The sequence below is a fragment of the Tenacibaculum geojense genome, assembly GCF_042676005.1.
Taxonomy (GTDB): domain Bacteria; phylum Bacteroidota; class Bacteroidia; order Flavobacteriales; family Flavobacteriaceae; genus Polaribacter; species Polaribacter geojense.
In genome coordinates this window covers 163807-180410 of sequence record NZ_JBHTJR010000051.1, presented here as the reverse complement: position 1 = coordinate 180410, position 16604 = coordinate 163807, and the positions used below count along the sequence as shown (strand labels likewise).

18 protein-coding genes are annotated in these 16604 nt (G+C 30.4%); 13 read left to right on the top strand and 5 right to left on the bottom strand.

What is annotated here, in order from left to right; translation table 11 throughout:
* The 3 genes from ACFQ1U_RS11485 (at position 1) to ACFQ1U_RS11475 (ending at position 3133) form a co-directional block, all read left to right on the top strand.
* On the top strand, positions 1-1212 hold the full coding sequence (locus ACFQ1U_RS11485) for an aminotransferase class V-fold PLP-dependent enzyme (RefSeq protein WP_386108488.1): 1212 nt from the start codon (positions 1-3) through the stop codon (positions 1210-1212).
* A 377-nt stretch (positions 1213-1589) separates the two neighbouring features.
* On the top strand, positions 1590-2630 hold the full coding sequence (locus tag ACFQ1U_RS11480; RefSeq protein WP_386108486.1) for a zinc metalloprotease: 1041 nt from the start codon (positions 1590-1592) through the stop codon (positions 2628-2630).
* 107 nt (positions 2631-2737) lie between these two features.
* The gene (locus tag ACFQ1U_RS11475) at positions 2738-3133 is read left to right on the top strand and encodes a hypothetical protein (protein ID WP_386108484.1); all 396 of its coding nucleotides are present in this window, start codon (positions 2738-2740) and stop codon (positions 3131-3133) included.
* Here the strand turns inward: ACFQ1U_RS11475 and ACFQ1U_RS11470 are convergent, their stop codons facing one another.
* Together ACFQ1U_RS11470 and purN are read right to left on the bottom strand one after the other, a co-directional pair.
* Complete coding sequence (locus tag ACFQ1U_RS11470; RefSeq protein WP_386108482.1) at positions 3134-3772, bottom strand: ribonuclease H1 domain-containing protein; 639 nt, start codon at positions 3770-3772, stop codon at positions 3134-3136.
* Positions 3765-4334, bottom strand: coding sequence for a phosphoribosylglycinamide formyltransferase (gene purN, locus ACFQ1U_RS11465; RefSeq protein WP_386108480.1), 570 nt, complete (start codon positions 4332-4334; stop codon positions 3765-3767). Before purN ends, ACFQ1U_RS11470 begins: the two co-directional genes overlap by 8 nt.
* Positions 4335-4504: 170 nt before the next feature.
* Here purN and ACFQ1U_RS11460 point away from each other — a divergent pair, with 170 nt between their 5' ends.
* From ACFQ1U_RS11460 to pyk, 5 genes are all read left to right on the top strand, one after another.
* Entirely contained in the window at positions 4505-4741 is a 237-nt protein-coding gene (locus ACFQ1U_RS11460; RefSeq protein WP_320419046.1) for an acyl carrier protein, read from the top strand.
* A 7-nt stretch (positions 4742-4748) separates the two neighbouring features.
* The gene (fabF, locus tag ACFQ1U_RS11455) at positions 4749-5999 is read left to right on the top strand and encodes a beta-ketoacyl-ACP synthase II (protein ID WP_386108478.1); all 1251 of its coding nucleotides are present in this window, start codon (positions 4749-4751) and stop codon (positions 5997-5999) included.
* Positions 6000-6002: 3 nt separating this feature from the next.
* A complete protein-coding gene (rnc, locus tag ACFQ1U_RS11450) occupies positions 6003-6740 on the top strand; it encodes a ribonuclease III (protein WP_386108476.1) in 738 nt (245 codons plus the stop codon).
* Between the two features lie 85 nt (positions 6741-6825).
* On the top strand, positions 6826-7296 hold the full coding sequence (locus ACFQ1U_RS11445) for an IPExxxVDY family protein (protein WP_386108474.1): 471 nt from the start codon (positions 6826-6828) through the stop codon (positions 7294-7296).
* Between the two features lie 3 nt (positions 7297-7299).
* The gene (gene pyk / locus ACFQ1U_RS11440) at positions 7300-8727 is read left to right on the top strand and encodes a pyruvate kinase (protein WP_386108472.1); all 1428 of its coding nucleotides are present in this window, start codon (positions 7300-7302) and stop codon (positions 8725-8727) included.
* Positions 8728-8781: 54 nt separating this feature from the next.
* Here the strand turns inward: pyk and ACFQ1U_RS11435 are convergent, their stop codons facing one another.
* The gene (locus ACFQ1U_RS11435; protein ID WP_386108470.1) at positions 8782-11082 is read right to left on the bottom strand and encodes a M20/M25/M40 family metallo-hydrolase; all 2301 of its coding nucleotides are present in this window, start codon (positions 11080-11082) and stop codon (positions 8782-8784) included.
* Positions 11083-11188: 106 nt separating this feature from the next.
* On the opposite strand from ACFQ1U_RS11435, the gene ACFQ1U_RS11430 reads away from it, so the two are divergent.
* Positions 11189-11656 (top strand): CBS domain-containing protein, encoded by a 468-nt coding sequence (locus tag ACFQ1U_RS11430; protein ID WP_386108468.1) that lies wholly within the window; start codon positions 11189-11191, stop codon positions 11654-11656.
* Between the two features lies 1 nt (position 11657).
* Here ACFQ1U_RS11430 and ACFQ1U_RS11425 read toward each other — a convergent pair whose 3' ends face one another.
* Both ACFQ1U_RS11425 and ACFQ1U_RS11420 read right to left on the bottom strand, forming a co-directional pair.
* Positions 11658-12008, bottom strand: a complete 351-nt coding sequence (locus ACFQ1U_RS11425) for a hypothetical protein (RefSeq protein WP_386108466.1) — start codon at positions 12006-12008, stop codon at positions 11658-11660.
* Positions 12009-12020: 12 nt separating this feature from the next.
* The gene (locus ACFQ1U_RS11420; protein WP_386108464.1) at positions 12021-12578 is read right to left on the bottom strand and encodes an HNH endonuclease; all 558 of its coding nucleotides are present in this window, start codon (positions 12576-12578) and stop codon (positions 12021-12023) included.
* A gap of 181 nt (positions 12579-12759) precedes the next feature.
* Between ACFQ1U_RS11420 and ACFQ1U_RS11415 the strand changes: the two genes are divergently transcribed.
* The 4 genes from ACFQ1U_RS11415 to ACFQ1U_RS11400 all read left to right on the top strand — a co-directional run bounded on the left by ACFQ1U_RS11415 (position 12760) and on the right by ACFQ1U_RS11400 (position 16531).
* Complete coding sequence (locus ACFQ1U_RS11415; RefSeq protein WP_386108461.1) at positions 12760-13086, top strand: single-stranded DNA-binding protein; 327 nt, start codon at positions 12760-12762, stop codon at positions 13084-13086.
* A gap of 52 nt (positions 13087-13138) precedes the next feature.
* Complete coding sequence (locus tag ACFQ1U_RS11410) at positions 13139-15727, top strand: phosphoenolpyruvate carboxylase (protein WP_386108459.1); 2589 nt, start codon at positions 13139-13141, stop codon at positions 15725-15727.
* Positions 15728-15852: 125 nt separating this feature from the next.
* Positions 15853-16335, top strand: a complete 483-nt coding sequence (locus ACFQ1U_RS11405; protein ID WP_386108457.1) for a hypothetical protein — start codon at positions 15853-15855, stop codon at positions 16333-16335.
* Complete coding sequence (locus ACFQ1U_RS11400; protein ID WP_386108455.1) at positions 16325-16531, top strand: helix-turn-helix transcriptional regulator; 207 nt, start codon at positions 16325-16327, stop codon at positions 16529-16531. The genes ACFQ1U_RS11405 and ACFQ1U_RS11400 overlap by 11 nt, the downstream gene beginning before the upstream one ends.
* The last annotated feature ends 73 nt before the right edge of the window (positions 16532-16604 follow it).

Genomic DNA, 16604 nt, shown 5'->3' with positions numbered 1-16604 from the left:
ATGTTGAATATCGATAAAATTCGTGCAGATTTTCCTATTTTAAATAGAAAAGTGCATGGAAAACCATTAGTATATTTAGATAACGGAGCAACATCACAAACACCACAGTCGGTTATAAATACAATTGTAGATTATTACAGTAATTATAACGCTAATATTCATAGAGGGGTTCATACATTAAGTCAGGAAGCAACAGATAAATATGAAGAGGCTCGCATTAAAATACAACAGCATTTTAATGCAAAACATGCCTATGAAATTATACTAACTTCAGGAACTACAGAAAGTATTAATATAGTAGCATCTGGTTTTGCATCTATATTAAAAGAAGGCGATGAGGTAATAGTTTCGGCATTAGAACACCACTCTAATATTGTGCCTTGGCAAATGATGTGTGAAAAAACAGGTGCTGTTTTAAAAGTGTTACCTATGGATGAAGAAGGTGCTTTAAGAATGGATTTGTTTGATGAATTGCTAACAAATAAAACAAAATTAGTTTTCTGTAATCATGTTTCTAATGCATTAGGAACAATAAACCCGATCGAAGAAATTATCCATAGAGCTCATAAATTTGGAGCTTATGTTTTAATAGATGGTGCACAGGCTTGTCCGCACTTAAAGCCTAATGTCCAGGAGTTAGATGTTGATTTTTATGTTACTTCCGCACATAAAATGTGTGGCCCTACAGGAGTAGGTATGTTATATGGTAAGCAAGAGCTGTTAGAAATGTTACCACCTTATCAAGGAGGAGGTGAAATGATAGCTACCGTAACCTTTGAAAAAACTACTTATGCAGGATTACCACATAAATTTGAAGCCGGAACACCTAATATTTGTGGAGGTATTGCCTTTGGAGCAGCGATTGATTATATGAATTCTGTTGGTTTTGATAATATTCAGACTCAAGAAAATGAGTTATTAATGTACGCTACAAATGAACTATTAAAAGTAGATGGATTAAAAATTTACGGAACGGCTTATAAAACTTCTGTTATATCATTTAATATTGATGGTATACATCCTTATGATATTGGTGCTATTTTAGATAAACTTGGAATAGCTGTAAGAACAGGGCATCATTGTGCACAGCCAATTATGGATTATTTTAAAATACCTGGTACAGTTAGAGCATCATTTTCATTTTACAATACTAAAGAAGAAGTAGATTTATTAGTTTCAGCAGTAAAAAAGGCAAAAGCTATGTTGAGTTAATAAATAGCATAAATATTATACTATGTAAAAAAGCAGTCAAGTTTTTGGCTGCTTTTTTTATTTTTAACAATACATTTTTTGTTTCAAAAATAACATATATGATTCACTTTGTTGGGTTTTAAACAATTTTTTGCAATTATTTTCAAGTTTTATTATTGTATTTGTACCCATAAGGTCTTTGTTTTGCTGAGTTTTTAACTTTTTAACAAAAGTTTTAAAATATTTTTTATATAAGACAAAAAAGAATATATTGCAGCATCTTTAATAAGTTAACAAAAGTTAAGTGAAATATATATTTAATTCTTGTTTTTGTTAAAGTATTATAAGTTGCTACATGAAAAAGGGATTAAATACTAACAATTTAAAATTTTTACAAAATGAAGAAAATCTTTTTGACTGTAGCGGCAGTAGCGACTTTTATGATAAGTTGTGAAACTAACGAAAAAGATGTTGAATTAACTCAAGAACAAGCAATTGATATGAGCGATTTTTATGTTCATACAGAAGCTAATGACGAAAGTAGAGGAGCTGAGAAGTGTCACTCTATGAGAGTTCTGAATGAGAAATTAGAGCAAAATCCAGACTTATTTAAGAAAATGTATGATGTTGAGTATGCAACAAGAAGGTTTATTGCTGCCAAAAAACCTGGAAAAGGTAATGGTGGAGGTTCCGGAGGTGGAGACACTGGTGGAGGCGGAACAGATAACTTAGGAGTTATAAATATTCCTGTTTATGTTCATGTTGTTTACAGTAATTCACAAGAAAATATTAGTGATAACCAAATTGCATCACAAATGAGTGTTTTAAATGCTGATTTTAGAAAGCAAAACTCAGATGTGAGCAATGCACCAGCTGAATTTGCTGGATTAGCAGCAGATGCAGAAATTAACTTTACATTAGCAGGTACCTTTAGATACGCAAATACAAGAACATCTTGGGGTACTAATGATGCTGTAAAATCTGCTTATCCTCCTGTAACACCACAAACACACTTAAATATTTGGGTATGTAATATTGGTGGTGGAATCTTAGGATATGCTCAGTTTCCTGGGGGTAGTTTAAGTACAGATGGTGTAGTTTGTGCACCACAATATTTTGGAACAACAGGATATGTTCAGGCTCCATTTAATAAAGGACGTACAATGACTCACGAAGTTGGTCATTATTTAAATTTACGTCACATTTGGGGAGACGGAAGATGTCGTCAAGATGATTTTGTAGCAGATACACCTTCATCAGATGGGCCAAATTACGGATGTCCATCATACCCAACGGTTAACTGTCGATCTAATGATATGACAATGAATTATATGGATTATGTAGATGATGCTTGTATGTATATGTTCTCTGAAGGTCAAAAAGCTAGAATGCGAGCTATATTTCAATCTGGAGGTGCAAGAGCTTCAATGTTAAATTAGTTTTGAATTATAACATGTAATTAAAAGAGGTTTGCAATATGTAAACCTCTTTTTTGTAACTTTACAATATGGGAAAATTATATATATCAATTTTATTATTCTGCATAATGAGTTGTGCAACGAAAAAAGAGTCTGCTTCTAGTGAGGTAAAATCATCATTTGAAGAAATTGTTTATGATGCGCATACAAGAGGAAGAATTAATGCTATAACCGTAACTAAAGCTAGTTTAGTTCATAAAACTCAAAACGATTCTCAAACTGTTAAATTATCACCTGAAGAGTTGAGTAAACTTAATAAAGAGGTCGCTTTAATTGATTTAGATAAAATTTCATCATTAAAATCACCAACTAATCAACGACTTTTTGATGGTGCTATGCACACTACGATAACAATTAAATTTGAGGGTAAAGAATATGTGTCAAGTCAGTTTGATCATGATAACCCACCAAGTGAACTAATGTCACTTTCAAATTATTTACTAAAATTAGCAGAATCTAAATAATTATTTTCTACCAAAGTCGGCAGGTATTTCTCCCCAAGCTTTTGTTTCCCATTTTAGTATGGGGTTTTTAAATGTATTTTTCTGAAGCCATTCTTCCGCTCTTTTAATCATTGCTAATAATTCTTTGTTAGAACTATTAAATGTAATATTAGTTCTGCATTGTTTTTTTTGTATCCATGACATAGCAATTTTAGAATCGGTGTAAATTGGGTAATTATAAAGTTTTTTTTGTTGAAGTAATGCTAATCCATGAACCAAAGCTAAAAACTCTCCAATATTATTTGTACCGTTTTCAAAAGGGCCTTGAATAAAAACTTGTTTTTTAGACTTTGTTAAAACGCCTCTGTACTCCATTTTTCCTGGGTTGCCAGCACAAGCAGCATCAACAGATAGGCTTTCTAGAATTGGGTTGCCGTATTTTAGTTTTTCTGAAGCGGAGATAGTTGGTTTTTTTGTGTCTTTGCCTTTATAGTCATTGTAACTTTTAGTGTAAGCTTTTTCAGCCTCTTCTTTATTAGAAAAAGCCTTATACTGCGCCCCTTCAAAACCATGAATTTGCTTTTTGCAAGTATCCCAAGAAGAAAAAACACCAGTTTTTTTTCCTTTCCAAACAACGTAATATTTTTTCTTTTTACTCATTATTACGAATAAGTTCTTCAATAATTTTTGGAAAATATTTATGCTCTAAAGCATGTACTTTTTGTGCAATATCTTCTGGAGTATCATCGTTTTCTACGTCTGTTTTTGCTTGAAATATAATAGCACCTTCATCATAATTCTCATTTACATAGTGAATTGTGATACCAGTTTCAGATTCTTTATTGTTTTTTACAGCTTTGTGAACATGCATTCCGTACATGCCTTTTCCGCCGTATTTCGGAAGTAAAGCTGGGTGAATATTTACAATTTTATTAGGAAAAGCATTAATAATATTAGCTGGTATTTTCCATAAAAAACCAGCTAATACAATGTAATCTGCTTCTTCTTTTAAAAGGTTCACAATGTTATTACTATTAAAAAAAAGATCTTTGTTAAAAGTAAAGGTGTTGATTTTTAGATTTTTAGACCTTTCTAAAACTTTGGCATGCTCGTTGTTAGACAAAACACGAGTAACAGTGGCAGTTTTTGAAGATTGAAAAAACTTTATAATATTTTCGGCATTAGTTCCAGAGCCAGAAGCAAAAATAGCAATACGTTTCATGAGTGTCAAAGTTGCGTTGTTACTGCAAAAAAAAGAATAATTATTAACAAAGGGATAGAATAAACCAAAAGATTTTTTTAATTTAGACATCACATTTTTGAGGAAAAATTAGAATAAAAAGGTAAGATTCGTATTTTTGTCCCGATTTAAAATTTTAAAATTAGAAAATTATGTCAGACATTGCATCAAGAGTAAAAGCAATTATCGTTGATAAATTAGGAGTTGACGATAACGAAGTAACTAACGAAGCTAGCTTCACAAATGATTTAGGAGCAGATTCATTAGACACTGTTGAGTTAATCATGGAGTTCGAAAAAGAATTCGATATTCAAATTCCAGATGATCAAGCTGAAAACATTGGAACAGTAGGTCAAGCAATTAGCTATATAGAAGAAGCAAAAAAGTAAGAATTATATGCAATTAAAACGAGTTGTCGTAACTGGACTTGGCGCATTAACGCCAATAGGAAATAATATAGAACAATATTGGAATGGCTTAGTTAACGGAGTTAGCGGGGCTGCACCTATTACATATTTTGATGCTGCCAAGTTCAAAACTCGTTTTGCTTGCGAGCTTAAAGGTTTTGATCCAAGAGAACATATGGATCGAAAAGAAGCTCGCAAAATGGATAGATTTACACAATATGCCATGGTTGCTTCAGACGAAGCAATTGCAGATGCTAATTTAAATCTAGACGAAATTAACAAGCTTAGAGTAGGCGTAATTTGGGGTGCCGGAATTGGTGGTTTAGAAACTTTTCAAAATGAAGTTATAAACTATGCCGAAGGAGATGGTACACCTAGATTTAATCCTTTCTTTATTCCTAAAATGATTGCAGATATCGCTCCAGGTAATATATCTATTAAAAATGGATTTATGGGGCCTAATTACACAACAGTTTCTGCATGTGCGTCTTCAGCAAATGCAATGATAGATGCTTTAAATTATATTAGATTAGGGCACTGTGATGTAATTGTAACTGGAGGTAGTGAAGCAGCAGTGACTATTGCTGGTATGGGAGGTTTTAATGCCATGCATGCTTTATCTACGAATAATGAAGATCATGAATCAGCATCAAGACCGTTTGATGCTACTAGAGATGGTTTTGTGTTAGGAGAAGGAGCAGGAGCAATTATTTTAGAAGAATATGAGCATGCTAAAGCTCGTGGAGCAAAAATTTATGCAGAAGTAGTTGGTGGTGGAATGTCTTCAGACGCTCACCACATGACAGCACCACATCCAGATGGAATTGGTGTAATAGCAGTAATGAAAAACTGTTTAGAAAATGCAGGTTTACAACCTGAAGAGGTAGATCATATTAATACACATGGTACTTCTACACCGTTAGGTGATGTAGCAGAGTTAAAAGCTATATCTGAAGTTTTTGGATCGCATGCTAAAAACATCAATATTAACTCTACAAAATCTATGACTGGGCACTTACTTGGAGCTGCAGGAGCCGTTGAAGCTATTGCGTCTATATTAGCAATGCAACACGGAATAGTTCCTCCAACTATTAACCATACTACAGTTGATGAAAACATCAATCCAGAATTAAATCTAACTCTTAATAAAGCCCAAAAAAGAGATATTAAAGTAGCTATTAGTAACACATTTGGTTTTGGCGGACATAATGCATGTATTGCCTTCAAAAAGTTAGACTAATTAATGAATTTTATTCGTAGAATAGTAAATACTCAAAACAAAGAAGATGAGGAATTCTTCTACGAACTAAAAAATTTACTGAACTTTAAACCTATAAAGCTTAATCATTATAAAAAGGCTTTTACCCATAGGTCTTTAAAAATGACCGACAAAAATGGAAAGCCTATTAATTATGAAAGGCTTGAGTTTTTAGGAGACGCTATTTTAGGTTCCGTTATTGCTTCGTATTTATATAAAGAAGCACCTAAAGGAAACGAAGGGTATTTAACTCAAATGCGCTCCAAAGTAGTAAGCAGAGAAAACTTAAACAAACTAGGTAAAGAGCTTGAGTTAATTAAATTTGTTCGTAGTAATGTATCCAATGATCAGGTTGGAGAAAATATTCATGGTAATATTTTTGAAGCCTTAATAGGAGCTATATATTTAGATAGAGGGTATAACTATTGTCATCAATTTATCTACGAACAAGTTATTATTCCTTATGTAGATTTACAACACTTAGAAGGTAAAATTACAAGCTATAAAGGGTTAATAATTGAATGGTGCCAAAAAACAAAAAGACGATATTCTTTTGAAAGTTATGAAGATACCGGAAATCAATCAGTAAAACATTTTAGTGTTAAAATTACAATTGATGGACAAAAAATAGCCAAAGGTAGATCTACTTCTAAAAAGAAAGCAGAAGAAATGGCTGCCAAAAGAGTTTACTTTGCATTTCAAAAACAAATAGCCAATACATAGCACTTAGACGAAAACGTTTTCGTTATTTTCCTTACAAAATTACAATACATTCTGTAACTTAGCATACGTAGAATATAAGTTATATATGCCTGTTTATTCGTTAGAAATCGATGATTTTTCTGATAATGATTATGCGTTAATAGGTATTCATACCACCTTAGAAGATTATAAACTAGCATTTTTCTTAAATCAGCATTTAAAAACAAATTTTAAAAGAGCCAGCTATAATTTAGATTTTGAAAATAAAAATTATAATTCCTCTTTTGCGGTTTATGAAAATAAAAATGCGAGTCAACATTTCGATTGGTATCTAATATCTAACGTTTTCAAAACAAAAATACAGTCTAATACTGCTGGTTTGTTTCCTGAAAGTGATACTAAAGTATATTTAATTCCAGAAAAAAAGCGAGTTGATTTTTTTATTAAAATAGATGGTGAATTTGATTATGAATATATTGTTAAAACAGTAGAAGCTATTAACAAATTACCGCAAGTGATAACTTCATATTCTATAGAAACAAACACACTAAAATCTAAAGAATCCTTAATTTTTTAACCTATGCCAAACAACAAAAAAACCAAAATAGTAGCTACACTAGGTCCAGCAACCAACAATAAAGAAATACTTTCCAAAATGGCAACTGCTGGTGTGAATGTTTTTAGAATTAATTTTTCGCACGCTCAATACGACAATGTTAAAGAACAAATTAAGCGTATTAGAGAAATTAATAAAGAAAAAGGGTATAACGTAGCTATTTTAGCCGATTTACAAGGGCCAAAATTACGTGTTGGGGTAATGCAAGAAGGAGTTGTGTTAAAAGCTGGAGATACCTTTACTTTCACTACAGAAGAATGCGAGGGAACCGCTAAAAAAGCATTTATGACTTACCAACGTTTTCCTAAAGATGTAAAACCAGGAGAACGTATTTTAGTAGATGATGGTAAATTAAATTTTGAGGTAGTTTCTACTGATAAAGAAAAAGAAGTAGTTACTAAAGTGGTAGTTGGAGGTCCTTTAAAATCAAAAAAAGGAGTAAACCTACCTAATACAAATATATCACTACCTGCTCTTACCGAAAAAGATAAGAAAGATGTTGTTTTTGCTTTAGAACAAGAAGTTGATTGGATTGCTTTATCGTTTGTAAGAAATCCAGAAGATTTAAGAATGCTACGTGATTTAATTAAACAAAAATCACAATATAGAGTTCCTGTAATAGCAAAAATAGAAAAGCCAGAGGCTGTTGAAAATATTGATGCTTTAATACCTTATTGTGACGGACTAATGGTAGCACGTGGAGATCTAGGAGTTGAAGTACCAATGCAAGAAGTACCATTAATACAAAAAAGTTTAGTGCAACGCGCTAAAAAAGCTCGTATTCCAGTAATAATAGCTACTCAAATGATGGAAACTATGATTGAGAACCCTGTACCAACTCGTGCAGAGGTAAATGACGTAGCTAACTCAATTATGGATGGTGCAGATGCAGTAATGTTATCAGGAGAAACATCGGTAGGAAAACATCCACTTAAGGTAATTGAAAAAATGACAGAAATTATTAAAAGTGTTGAGTTTTCTCCATTAATTAAAGTACCTATTGAGCCACCACATGTACGCACCAATAGATTTGTAACTAAATCAGTATGTTATCATGCTGCGCTAATGGCAGATGATATGAAAGCTTCAGCAATTTCAACATTAACAAATAGTGGTTATACTGCTTTTCAAATATCTGCTTGGAGACCAAAATCTCATGTAATAGCATTTTCATCAGAAAGAAGAATTTTAGGAAAACTAAATTTACTTTGGGGTGTAAGAGCTTTTTATTATGATAGAGATTTGAGTACAGATGATACCGTAAAAGATATCAATGAAATTATTCAAGAGAAAGGGTTTGTAAATACAGGCGATTTTGTAATAAACCTAACATCTATGCCGGTGGAAGCTCGTGGTATGGTAAATACTTTGCGTGTTACTCAAATTGAATAATTATTTTTATTTAAAAGATATAAAAGCTCAGTATTACACTGAGCTTTTTTGTTTTTATAATTTAATAGTTTTAGTACATATTATAGCATCATTGGTAACAAAAGGCATAGGCATCATGGTTTCAGTTCTGGGAGTTAATTTAAAACTGGGATGCGTTAGCAAATCATTTGAGACTTCATTAATAGTTAAGTTAGGGTGCTCATTTTTATCAAATGCCATAGAGATTTTTAAACTAGTATCTGAACTAGCCATATGATAAATTAATAAAGTACCTTTATTAACCATGGTTTTATAGTTAATAATTTCTGCCGTATTTGCTGTTAATTTAGATATAATTAATTTTTGATTATTATAAATTTCAAATTTATTTATTTTTCTACTTGGTGTAATTAATAGGTCAATAAGTCTTAGGTTGCCTACTATAGTATCTTTTAAAATAGTTAACTCTGAGTTTTTAATGTTTCTGTTTTTAGTTTTTTTATGATAACTAAAAGTTGAGTTGTATTTACTTTTCGTTTCAGCGTTTTTTATACCACCTTGCTCATAATCCGTATCAAAAATTTGCTTTGTATAAGCATCTAAAGTTTTATTATAAGTAGCCCAGTATGCATTATTATTATCATCATCTTGAACATAAAGTAAGCTATTTGGTTTTTTCTTGTCATAAGAAAACTTGCTATTAAACGTAGCTATTAAAAATAGTATGATACTAGCAACACCAAATATAAACTGCCATCCATTTTTCTTTTTATATTGATGAAATATAGGTGTTAATAAGCTTGCTGTTAATGCTATAAATAGTCCGGATATAAAAATGTTTTTTAACCCTAAGCCAACAGGAAACATTTTAATAATTGGGGTTAGCATATAAATAGTTGGTATGGCTATAAGAGTAAATAATAACGGTTTTTTATGTGTTTTAATATTGGAAAAAATCAAGATAGTTAAAGACAATAAGGCAATAAAAACAGGAATAATAAAAAATCCTGCTCCTTTTAAATATAAATAAATCAAACAATTAATGATTAGCCAGAAAAATATTGGAGCAATTAGTAAATTCTCTCTTTTAATAGCAGTGAAATAGTTATAGGTTTTAAAAACAATATATACATTCAAACTACAAAAAGCAGCTATATATGTGTATCCATTATAAGGAAAACCATGCAAAATATCTTGATAGTAAGGATGTGCAATTAAAATTATTTGCCATAAACCATAGGAGATACTGGTACAAAGTAAAATACTTACTAAAAATGGAATTATTCCCTTAAAGCTATCCTTAATATTTATTTTTTGATTGCGAATACCCATTATTAATAAAGTAATAAATAGTAAAGAAGCTATGATTAATAAAGGTAATACCCATGCAAAAGGATAATTTATTATTTTTATGAGAGGAAAGTTAGCGTATACCCAATCTGTATCACTGTGTAAGTTGCTAATATCACTGTTGGCAAAATAAGGAACTAAAGTTGTGAAATAATCTACTTGATGAGCTAATGAAGACCTGTCTAATCTAGAATAATTATCTTGGACTGTATGATAATCAAAATGGTCTCCAATAAAAGCTACATTAAAACCATTAATGTCACACTCTTCTCTAAAAACTGTCAAGTCAGTATCATTAGGTAGCATTTTATAAATACTATACATTAATGAGTTTGCTAGAGGGAAGTTAGGTTTTGCGTTTAAAAACTCAGATAGTAATTTACTGTTTTTACCATTAGTTTCCATTAACATATAACTTGGGCCGCCACTACCTCTGGCTTCAAAGTTTAAAATTACGCCAATATCTTTTGCAAACTCATGTTGTTGAGCAAAAGCTTGAGCCCCTAATAAGCCAAGCTCTTCAGCATCAGAAAAAACAATTATAATGTCATTTTTTGGAGGCTTATTTGAAGCTAAATAAGCTCTAATTCCTTCTAAAATAGTTACAACTCCAGAACCTGCATCGGCTGCACCAATTGCAGAGTGTGGGTTGCTATCATAATGAGATAAAACAAGTAATGATTTTTCGGTATTAGCTGTTCCTTCTATTTTGGCAACAATATTTTCAACACTAGTGCCTGCTTTCCAACTTTTATTAAAAACAGTTGCTTTTTGTATTGACGGTGTTAAACCAATTTTTTTTAATTCATTAAATAGATATTGTTGTACGTGTTTGTGTTCGTCGGTACCAACGGCATGTGGTTTTTGCGAAATGTTTTTTAAATGATATAGTGCAGAATTAATTGAAAATTTTGTGGGATCTGTTTGGTTTTCTACCGAATTATATGAGGGTTTTAATTCAGAAAAGCTCCAAAAAACTATTAAAATTAATAATAGTAGTGTGAGTGGTTTGGTTGTCGTTTTCATAGTGTAATTTATAGCACTAAAAGTAGAAAAAAAAATAGCATTAGATAAAATAATTTTATAACTAACTAAAAATCAGTATATTTAATAAAATTTAAATTTAAAAACTATGGCTATTAAAAGTTTTCAAGGTAAAAGAAGTACACAAACAATAGAGGTTCAAGAACCTATTTTAGTATCTGATTACATGACTAAAAAATTAATTACTTTTCAAACGCATCAAACTATAGAAGAGGTAATTGAAACATTAATTTCTAATAAAATTTCTGGAGGTCCTGTGGTTAATGAACAAAATGAATTGGTAGGTATAATTTCTGAAGGAGATTGTATTAAGCAAATTTCTGAAAGTAGATATTATAACATGCCAGTAGATAAAAATAATTTAGTAGAAAATGCAATGGTTAAAAATGTAGAAACTATAGACGGTAACATGAATATTTTTGATGCTGCAAATAAATTTTTAGCTTCTAAAAGAAGAAGATTTCCTATTGTAGATAACGGAAAATTAGTGGGGCAAATTAGCCAAAAAGACGTGTTAAAAGCAGCGTTACAATTAAAAGCTAATACCTGGAAATAAATTAGTCTTGTTTCACTAAAAGACACATGTCGTTTTCAAGGTTTAAATACCCTTGGTTATATATATAAAAATAGGTATTACCTGTTTTTGTGGTATACAAAGATGTAACTAACTGAAAATCGAAACCACGGTCAAACAATTTACGTCTACTAACTTTTGTTTTACCAGTGGTATTCAATTCAGTTAAAATTTTATAATTTTTTCTAAGTCTGTTATTAGTGTTCCTGATAAGATTTTTATAATCTTTATCAACTTTATTATTGTAAGTATTTCTACAATAGTCCGAACAGAATTTTTTATCAATTCTTCCTACAACAGGTTCATTGCATTCCAAGCAATTTCTATTATCCATAGCAATTATTATTTAGTAGTCTGTTACGCTACCCCAATTTTCGCCCGATTTTATGCGGTATAATTGCATTTCAGAAATACCAAATTGTTTAGCAATTAAGCGCATTCTGGTCTTTCTATTTGGGTCAAAAATTTTTTTCTTAATCAATCTAACTCTTCCTTCAGTTAGTTTACAATTTGTTCGCTGATGCTTAACAGCAATTCTTTTTGGGTTGGTAACTTGATGTTTAGTTAACTCTTTCTGGTTAACCCATTTTAAATTTTCAATTCTGTTATCAGTTAAATCATGATTTAAGTGAATAACAAATCGTTTATCATCAGCATCCTTTTCTAAAAACAACTGTGCCATAGCTCTGTGCACATAATAGTTGTCGTTCTTTTTTTTGCCTTTTTTATAATAACGTAATGTTTCAAAATTATTAATTATACCGTTATCATAAAACTTAAACTCTTCTTCGCCTTTCTTTTTCTTTTTTACTCTCCCATAGCTCGAAACCATTATTTCTTCTTTTTCAAGATCGCAATTACCTAAATTGAAAAGTTTCCACTTTTCATTTCTGTATGCTTTCATAAAAAAATTGATTTTGAACTTGTGTAAATATACGAATTTATATGAATGTAAACGACTACAACTAATTACTAACGAAAGCAAATGTTTAATAGTTTACAGTAAAAGAAGTAAGTATAGATATTTGCAGTGTAATTAGTTGTAATTATGAGTCTTAACTGTTTAATTTAAAAAATAATATAACATGAATGCACTAAAAAACAGAGTACAGTTAATTGGAAATTTAGGAATGAAACCAGAAGTGATAACATTAGAATCTGGTAAAAAATTAGCAAAGTTTTCTATAGCTACCAATGAAGTTTACAAAAACGCACAAGGAGAAAAGATTACAGATACACAATGGCATAACGTTATTGCATGGAATAAAACAGCTGAAATTATTGAAAATTATTTAGATAAAGGGAGCGAAGTTTTAATAGAGGGGAAGTTAACAAATAGAAGTTACGAGAATAATCAAGGAGAAAAAAGGTATGTAACAGAAGTAGTATGTAATGAGTTATTGATGTTGTAATAAAAAGACACTTAGGTGTCTTTTTTTATTATCTTTAGTGAAAAAAATACATATGTCTGCGCAGCCAAAATTGGTCCGATTTAATGAAAACGTATTATCTAGATTTCAAATTTACAATAGTATTTTCATGACCCTTCCTTTTGATGCAATATCAAAAACAGGTGTTTTATTACCTCTTTTTCATGATGCATGCAAACAAGGTTTTAACGAAGGTAAAGACCCAACAACTATTGTAGAAACTTTTTTTAGAAAGTATTTAGATGATAGTTCAGTAAAAGATAAAATAAATTTACTTTTTAGGTTTATTCAATATATAGAAAGGCAGGTTGTTTTGTTTGATGCTATAGAGGATGCAGCATTTCCTGTTATTAATAATATGGATGGAATAGGTACACTACGCAGTTTAAAAGAAAGTGCCTTGCTACAAAATAAACTAAAAGAACTTCAACAGTATTTAGAAGATTTTAAGGTAAGAATTGTTTTAACAGCGCATCCAACACAATTTTATCCTGGTGCTGTTTTAGGGATTATTACAGATCTTACCAAAGCAATAAAAAAGAATGATTTAAATTCAATAAACACATTATTGGCTCAATTAGGTAAAACACCATTTTTAAATAGACAAAAACCAACCCCGTATGATGAAGCTGTAAGTTTAATATGGTATTTAGAAAATGTTTTTTACGATTCATTTGGAGGCATTTTTGACTACATACAACAAAATATTTTTGAATCATCAGATATTTCTAATGAGATTATTAATATTGGGTTTTGGCCAGGAGGTGATAGAGACGGTAACCCTTTTGTGACACCAGAAATTACTCAAAAAGTTGCTCGCAGATTAAAGCAAACCATTTTAAAATCTTACTATAAAGATATTAGAAAGCTTAAAAGAAAACTTACGTTTAAAGAAGTAATAGATAAAATGGAATTATTAGACAAAATGCTTTACAAAAGTAGTTTTGATGATGATGAATTAGATACTATTGAGCTTTCTGTACTATTAAAAGAATTAGAGAATGTTAAACAAGATATTTTAAGTAAGCATCAATCTTTATATTTAAGTGATATTAACAACTTGCTCAATAAAATTAAACTTTTTGGCTTTCATTTTGCGTCTTTAGATATTCGTCAAGATAGTAGAGTTCATCATAAAGTATTTACTTCTTTTGTAGATGCAACTTTAGCTAACGGGTTAACTATTTTTCCAGACAATTATCACGATTTATCTTCAGAAGAACAAATCCAGATTTTATCTGAAGTAAATACTACTGTTGATATAGAAATTACAAAACATGACGATTTAGTGTACAATACACTAAAAACAATAAAAGTAGTTAAACAAATTCAGCAACAAAACGGAGAAAAAGGAGCCAATAGGTATGTAATTAGTAATAATCAAACCGCCTTAAATGTAATGCAGCTGTTTGCAATGTTAAAATTAGTAGCTTTTAATACAGACTTAACGGTAGATGTTGTGCCACTTTTTGAAACTGTAAATGACTTGCAAAATGCTCCAAAAGTTATGCAACAGTTGTATGAAAATAGAAACTATAGAAAACATTTATCAAATAGAGATAACAAACAAACGATTATGTTAGGTTTCTCCGACGGAACCAAAGATGGAGGTTATTTAATGGCGAATTGGGCTATTTTTAAAGCTAAAGAAGCCTTGACTACTATTTCTAGAAAGTATGATGTTGATGTAGTGTTTTTTGATGGTAGAGGAGGACCACCTGCCAGAGGAGGAGGTAAAACACATCAATTCTATGCATCTTTAGGTCCTACTATTGAAGATAAGGAGGTGCAGTTAACTATTCAGGGACAAACAATTAGCTCTAATTTTGGCACTAATGACAGTGCGCAGTACAATTTGGAGCAATTAATTAGTTCTGGAGTTTCTAACCGATTGCAAAGTACCAATCTAGGATTGACTGAAAATGATATATCGGTAATGAATGAATTGGCAGAAATTAGTTATAAAAAATATACAGATTTTAAAAATCACCCAATGTTTGTTCCGTATTTAGAAAGAATGAGTACTCTAAAATATTATGGAAAAACAAATATTGGCAGTAGACCATCTAAAAGATCAAATTCAGATACGTTAATCTTTTCAGATTTAAGAGCAATTCCTTTTGTAGGATCATGGAGTCAGTTAAAACAAAATGTCCCTGGTTTTTTTGGAGTAGGAACGGCGTTAAGACATTTTGAGGAAACTAATCAATGGGATAAAGTAGCACAGTTTTATAAAAACTCAAGCTTTTTTAGAGCTTTATTAGCAAACAGTATGATGTCTCTTACAAAATCATTTTTTGCATTAACAAAATATATGTCTGATGATATAGAGTTTAGTCCATTTTGGAACATAATTTATGATGAATATAAGGTAACAAAAAAGCTATTGTTAAAATTGTCTGGTTATAAAGAGTTGATGGAAAATGAACCAGCAGGTAAGGCATCAATAGAGGTCAGAGAATCTATTGTACTCCCTTTGTTAACAATACAGCAATACGCACTAAAAAAGCTTCAAGAATTTGAAAAAATTGATAAAAAAAATACAGCAGAAGTAGAAGTTTTTGAAAAAATGGTAACAAGATCTCTTTTTGGAAACATTAATGCAAGTAGAAATTCGGCTTAGAGAAATCCAACAAATACTAAATAATTAAATTCTTTCTAAAATAAATTTTTCGACTTTTAAAAAGTAAAGTTTATTTGTCTTTTAGGTTAGTTTGTTTTACATTTGTAGAACAAATCTGTAATATTATGAAAGTAAATTTTTTATTTCCTAGTAACTTTAAAAGGTTAGGCTTGTTTATACTTATTCCTTCTTCAATTATTGGTTTGGTTACCCTTTTTTATGAATATGAGCCAACCTTTTTAGATTTTAATATGCCTGCAATTTTTATAGACGAAATTTTACGTGGCGAAAATAAATCGTTCATTGGAATTGTTAAGAATAATATCCTTGATGAGATTTTAGCAATTTTTATAATTTTTAGCTCGGTACTCGTTGCTTTTTCTAAAGAAAGATTAGAAGATGAATACATTTCAAAAATTCGATTGGAATCTTTAGTTTGGGCAGTATATGTTAATTACGGAATCTTATTATTTTCATTTCTCTTTATTTATGATTTTTCTTTTTTGTGGGTTATGATATTAAATATGTTTACAGTTTTATTGTTTTTTATAATAAAATTTAATTGGCAAATTTTTAAATTAAAACAATCAGCTAATTATGAAAAATAACATTAAGGTTGAGAGAGCAAAAAAGAATATAACTCAAGCAGAGCTTGCTATATTAGCAAAGGTTAGTAGACAAACAATTAATGCCATGGAGCTAGGTAAATATGTGCCCTCAACTGTTTTAGCTTTAAAGTTAGCTCAGATTTTCGAAGTTGAAATTAGCGAAATTTTTACATTAGAAGATTCTGATTGGATTTAGTTTTAGTAGTTAAAAATTCAGTATAAAATGCAACATGCTAATTTTTATCTCGTCTTTAGGGTTAAATAAGTAT

Bases quoted from the DNA above. Each gene is read 5' to 3' on its own strand.
- ACFQ1U_RS11485 (WP_386108488.1), top strand. From the start codon at position 1: ATGTTGAATATCGATAAAATTCGTGCAGATTTTCCTATTTTAAATAGA.
- ACFQ1U_RS11480 (WP_386108486.1), top strand. From the start codon at position 1,590: ATGAAGAAAATCTTTTTGACTGTAGCGGCAGTAGCGACTTTTATGATA.
- ACFQ1U_RS11475 (WP_386108484.1), top strand. From the start codon at position 2,738: ATGAGTTGTGCAACGAAAAAAGAGTCTGCTTCTAGTGAGGTAAAATCA.
- ACFQ1U_RS11470 (WP_386108482.1), bottom strand. From the start codon at position 3,772: ATGAGTAAAAAGAAAAAATATTACGTTGTTTGGAAAGGAAAAAAAACT.
- purN (WP_386108480.1), bottom strand. From the start codon at position 4,334: ATGAAACGTATTGCTATTTTTGCTTCTGGCTCTGGAACTAATGCCGAA.
- ACFQ1U_RS11460 (WP_320419046.1), top strand. From the start codon at position 4,505: ATGTCAGACATTGCATCAAGAGTAAAAGCAATTATCGTTGATAAATTA.
- fabF (WP_386108478.1), top strand. From the start codon at position 4,749: ATGCAATTAAAACGAGTTGTCGTAACTGGACTTGGCGCATTAACGCCA.
- rnc (WP_386108476.1), top strand. From the start codon at position 6,003: ATGAATTTTATTCGTAGAATAGTAAATACTCAAAACAAAGAAGATGAG.
- ACFQ1U_RS11445 (WP_386108474.1), top strand. From the start codon at position 6,826: ATGCCTGTTTATTCGTTAGAAATCGATGATTTTTCTGATAATGATTAT.
- pyk (WP_386108472.1), top strand. From the start codon at position 7,300: ATGCCAAACAACAAAAAAACCAAAATAGTAGCTACACTAGGTCCAGCA.
- ACFQ1U_RS11435 (WP_386108470.1), bottom strand. From the start codon at position 11,082: ATGAAAACGACAACCAAACCACTCACACTACTATTATTAATTTTAATA.
- ACFQ1U_RS11430 (WP_386108468.1), top strand. From the start codon at position 11,189: ATGGCTATTAAAAGTTTTCAAGGTAAAAGAAGTACACAAACAATAGAG.
- ACFQ1U_RS11425 (WP_386108466.1), bottom strand. From the start codon at position 12,008: ATGGATAATAGAAATTGCTTGGAATGCAATGAACCTGTTGTAGGAAGA.
- ACFQ1U_RS11420 (WP_386108464.1), bottom strand. From the start codon at position 12,578: ATGAAAGCATACAGAAATGAAAAGTGGAAACTTTTCAATTTAGGTAAT.
- ACFQ1U_RS11415 (WP_386108461.1), top strand. From the start codon at position 12,760: ATGAATGCACTAAAAAACAGAGTACAGTTAATTGGAAATTTAGGAATG.
- ACFQ1U_RS11410 (WP_386108459.1), top strand. From the start codon at position 13,139: ATGTCTGCGCAGCCAAAATTGGTCCGATTTAATGAAAACGTATTATCT.
- ACFQ1U_RS11405 (WP_386108457.1), top strand. From the start codon at position 15,853: ATGAAAGTAAATTTTTTATTTCCTAGTAACTTTAAAAGGTTAGGCTTG.
- ACFQ1U_RS11400 (WP_386108455.1), top strand. From the start codon at position 16,325: ATGAAAAATAACATTAAGGTTGAGAGAGCAAAAAAGAATATAACTCAA.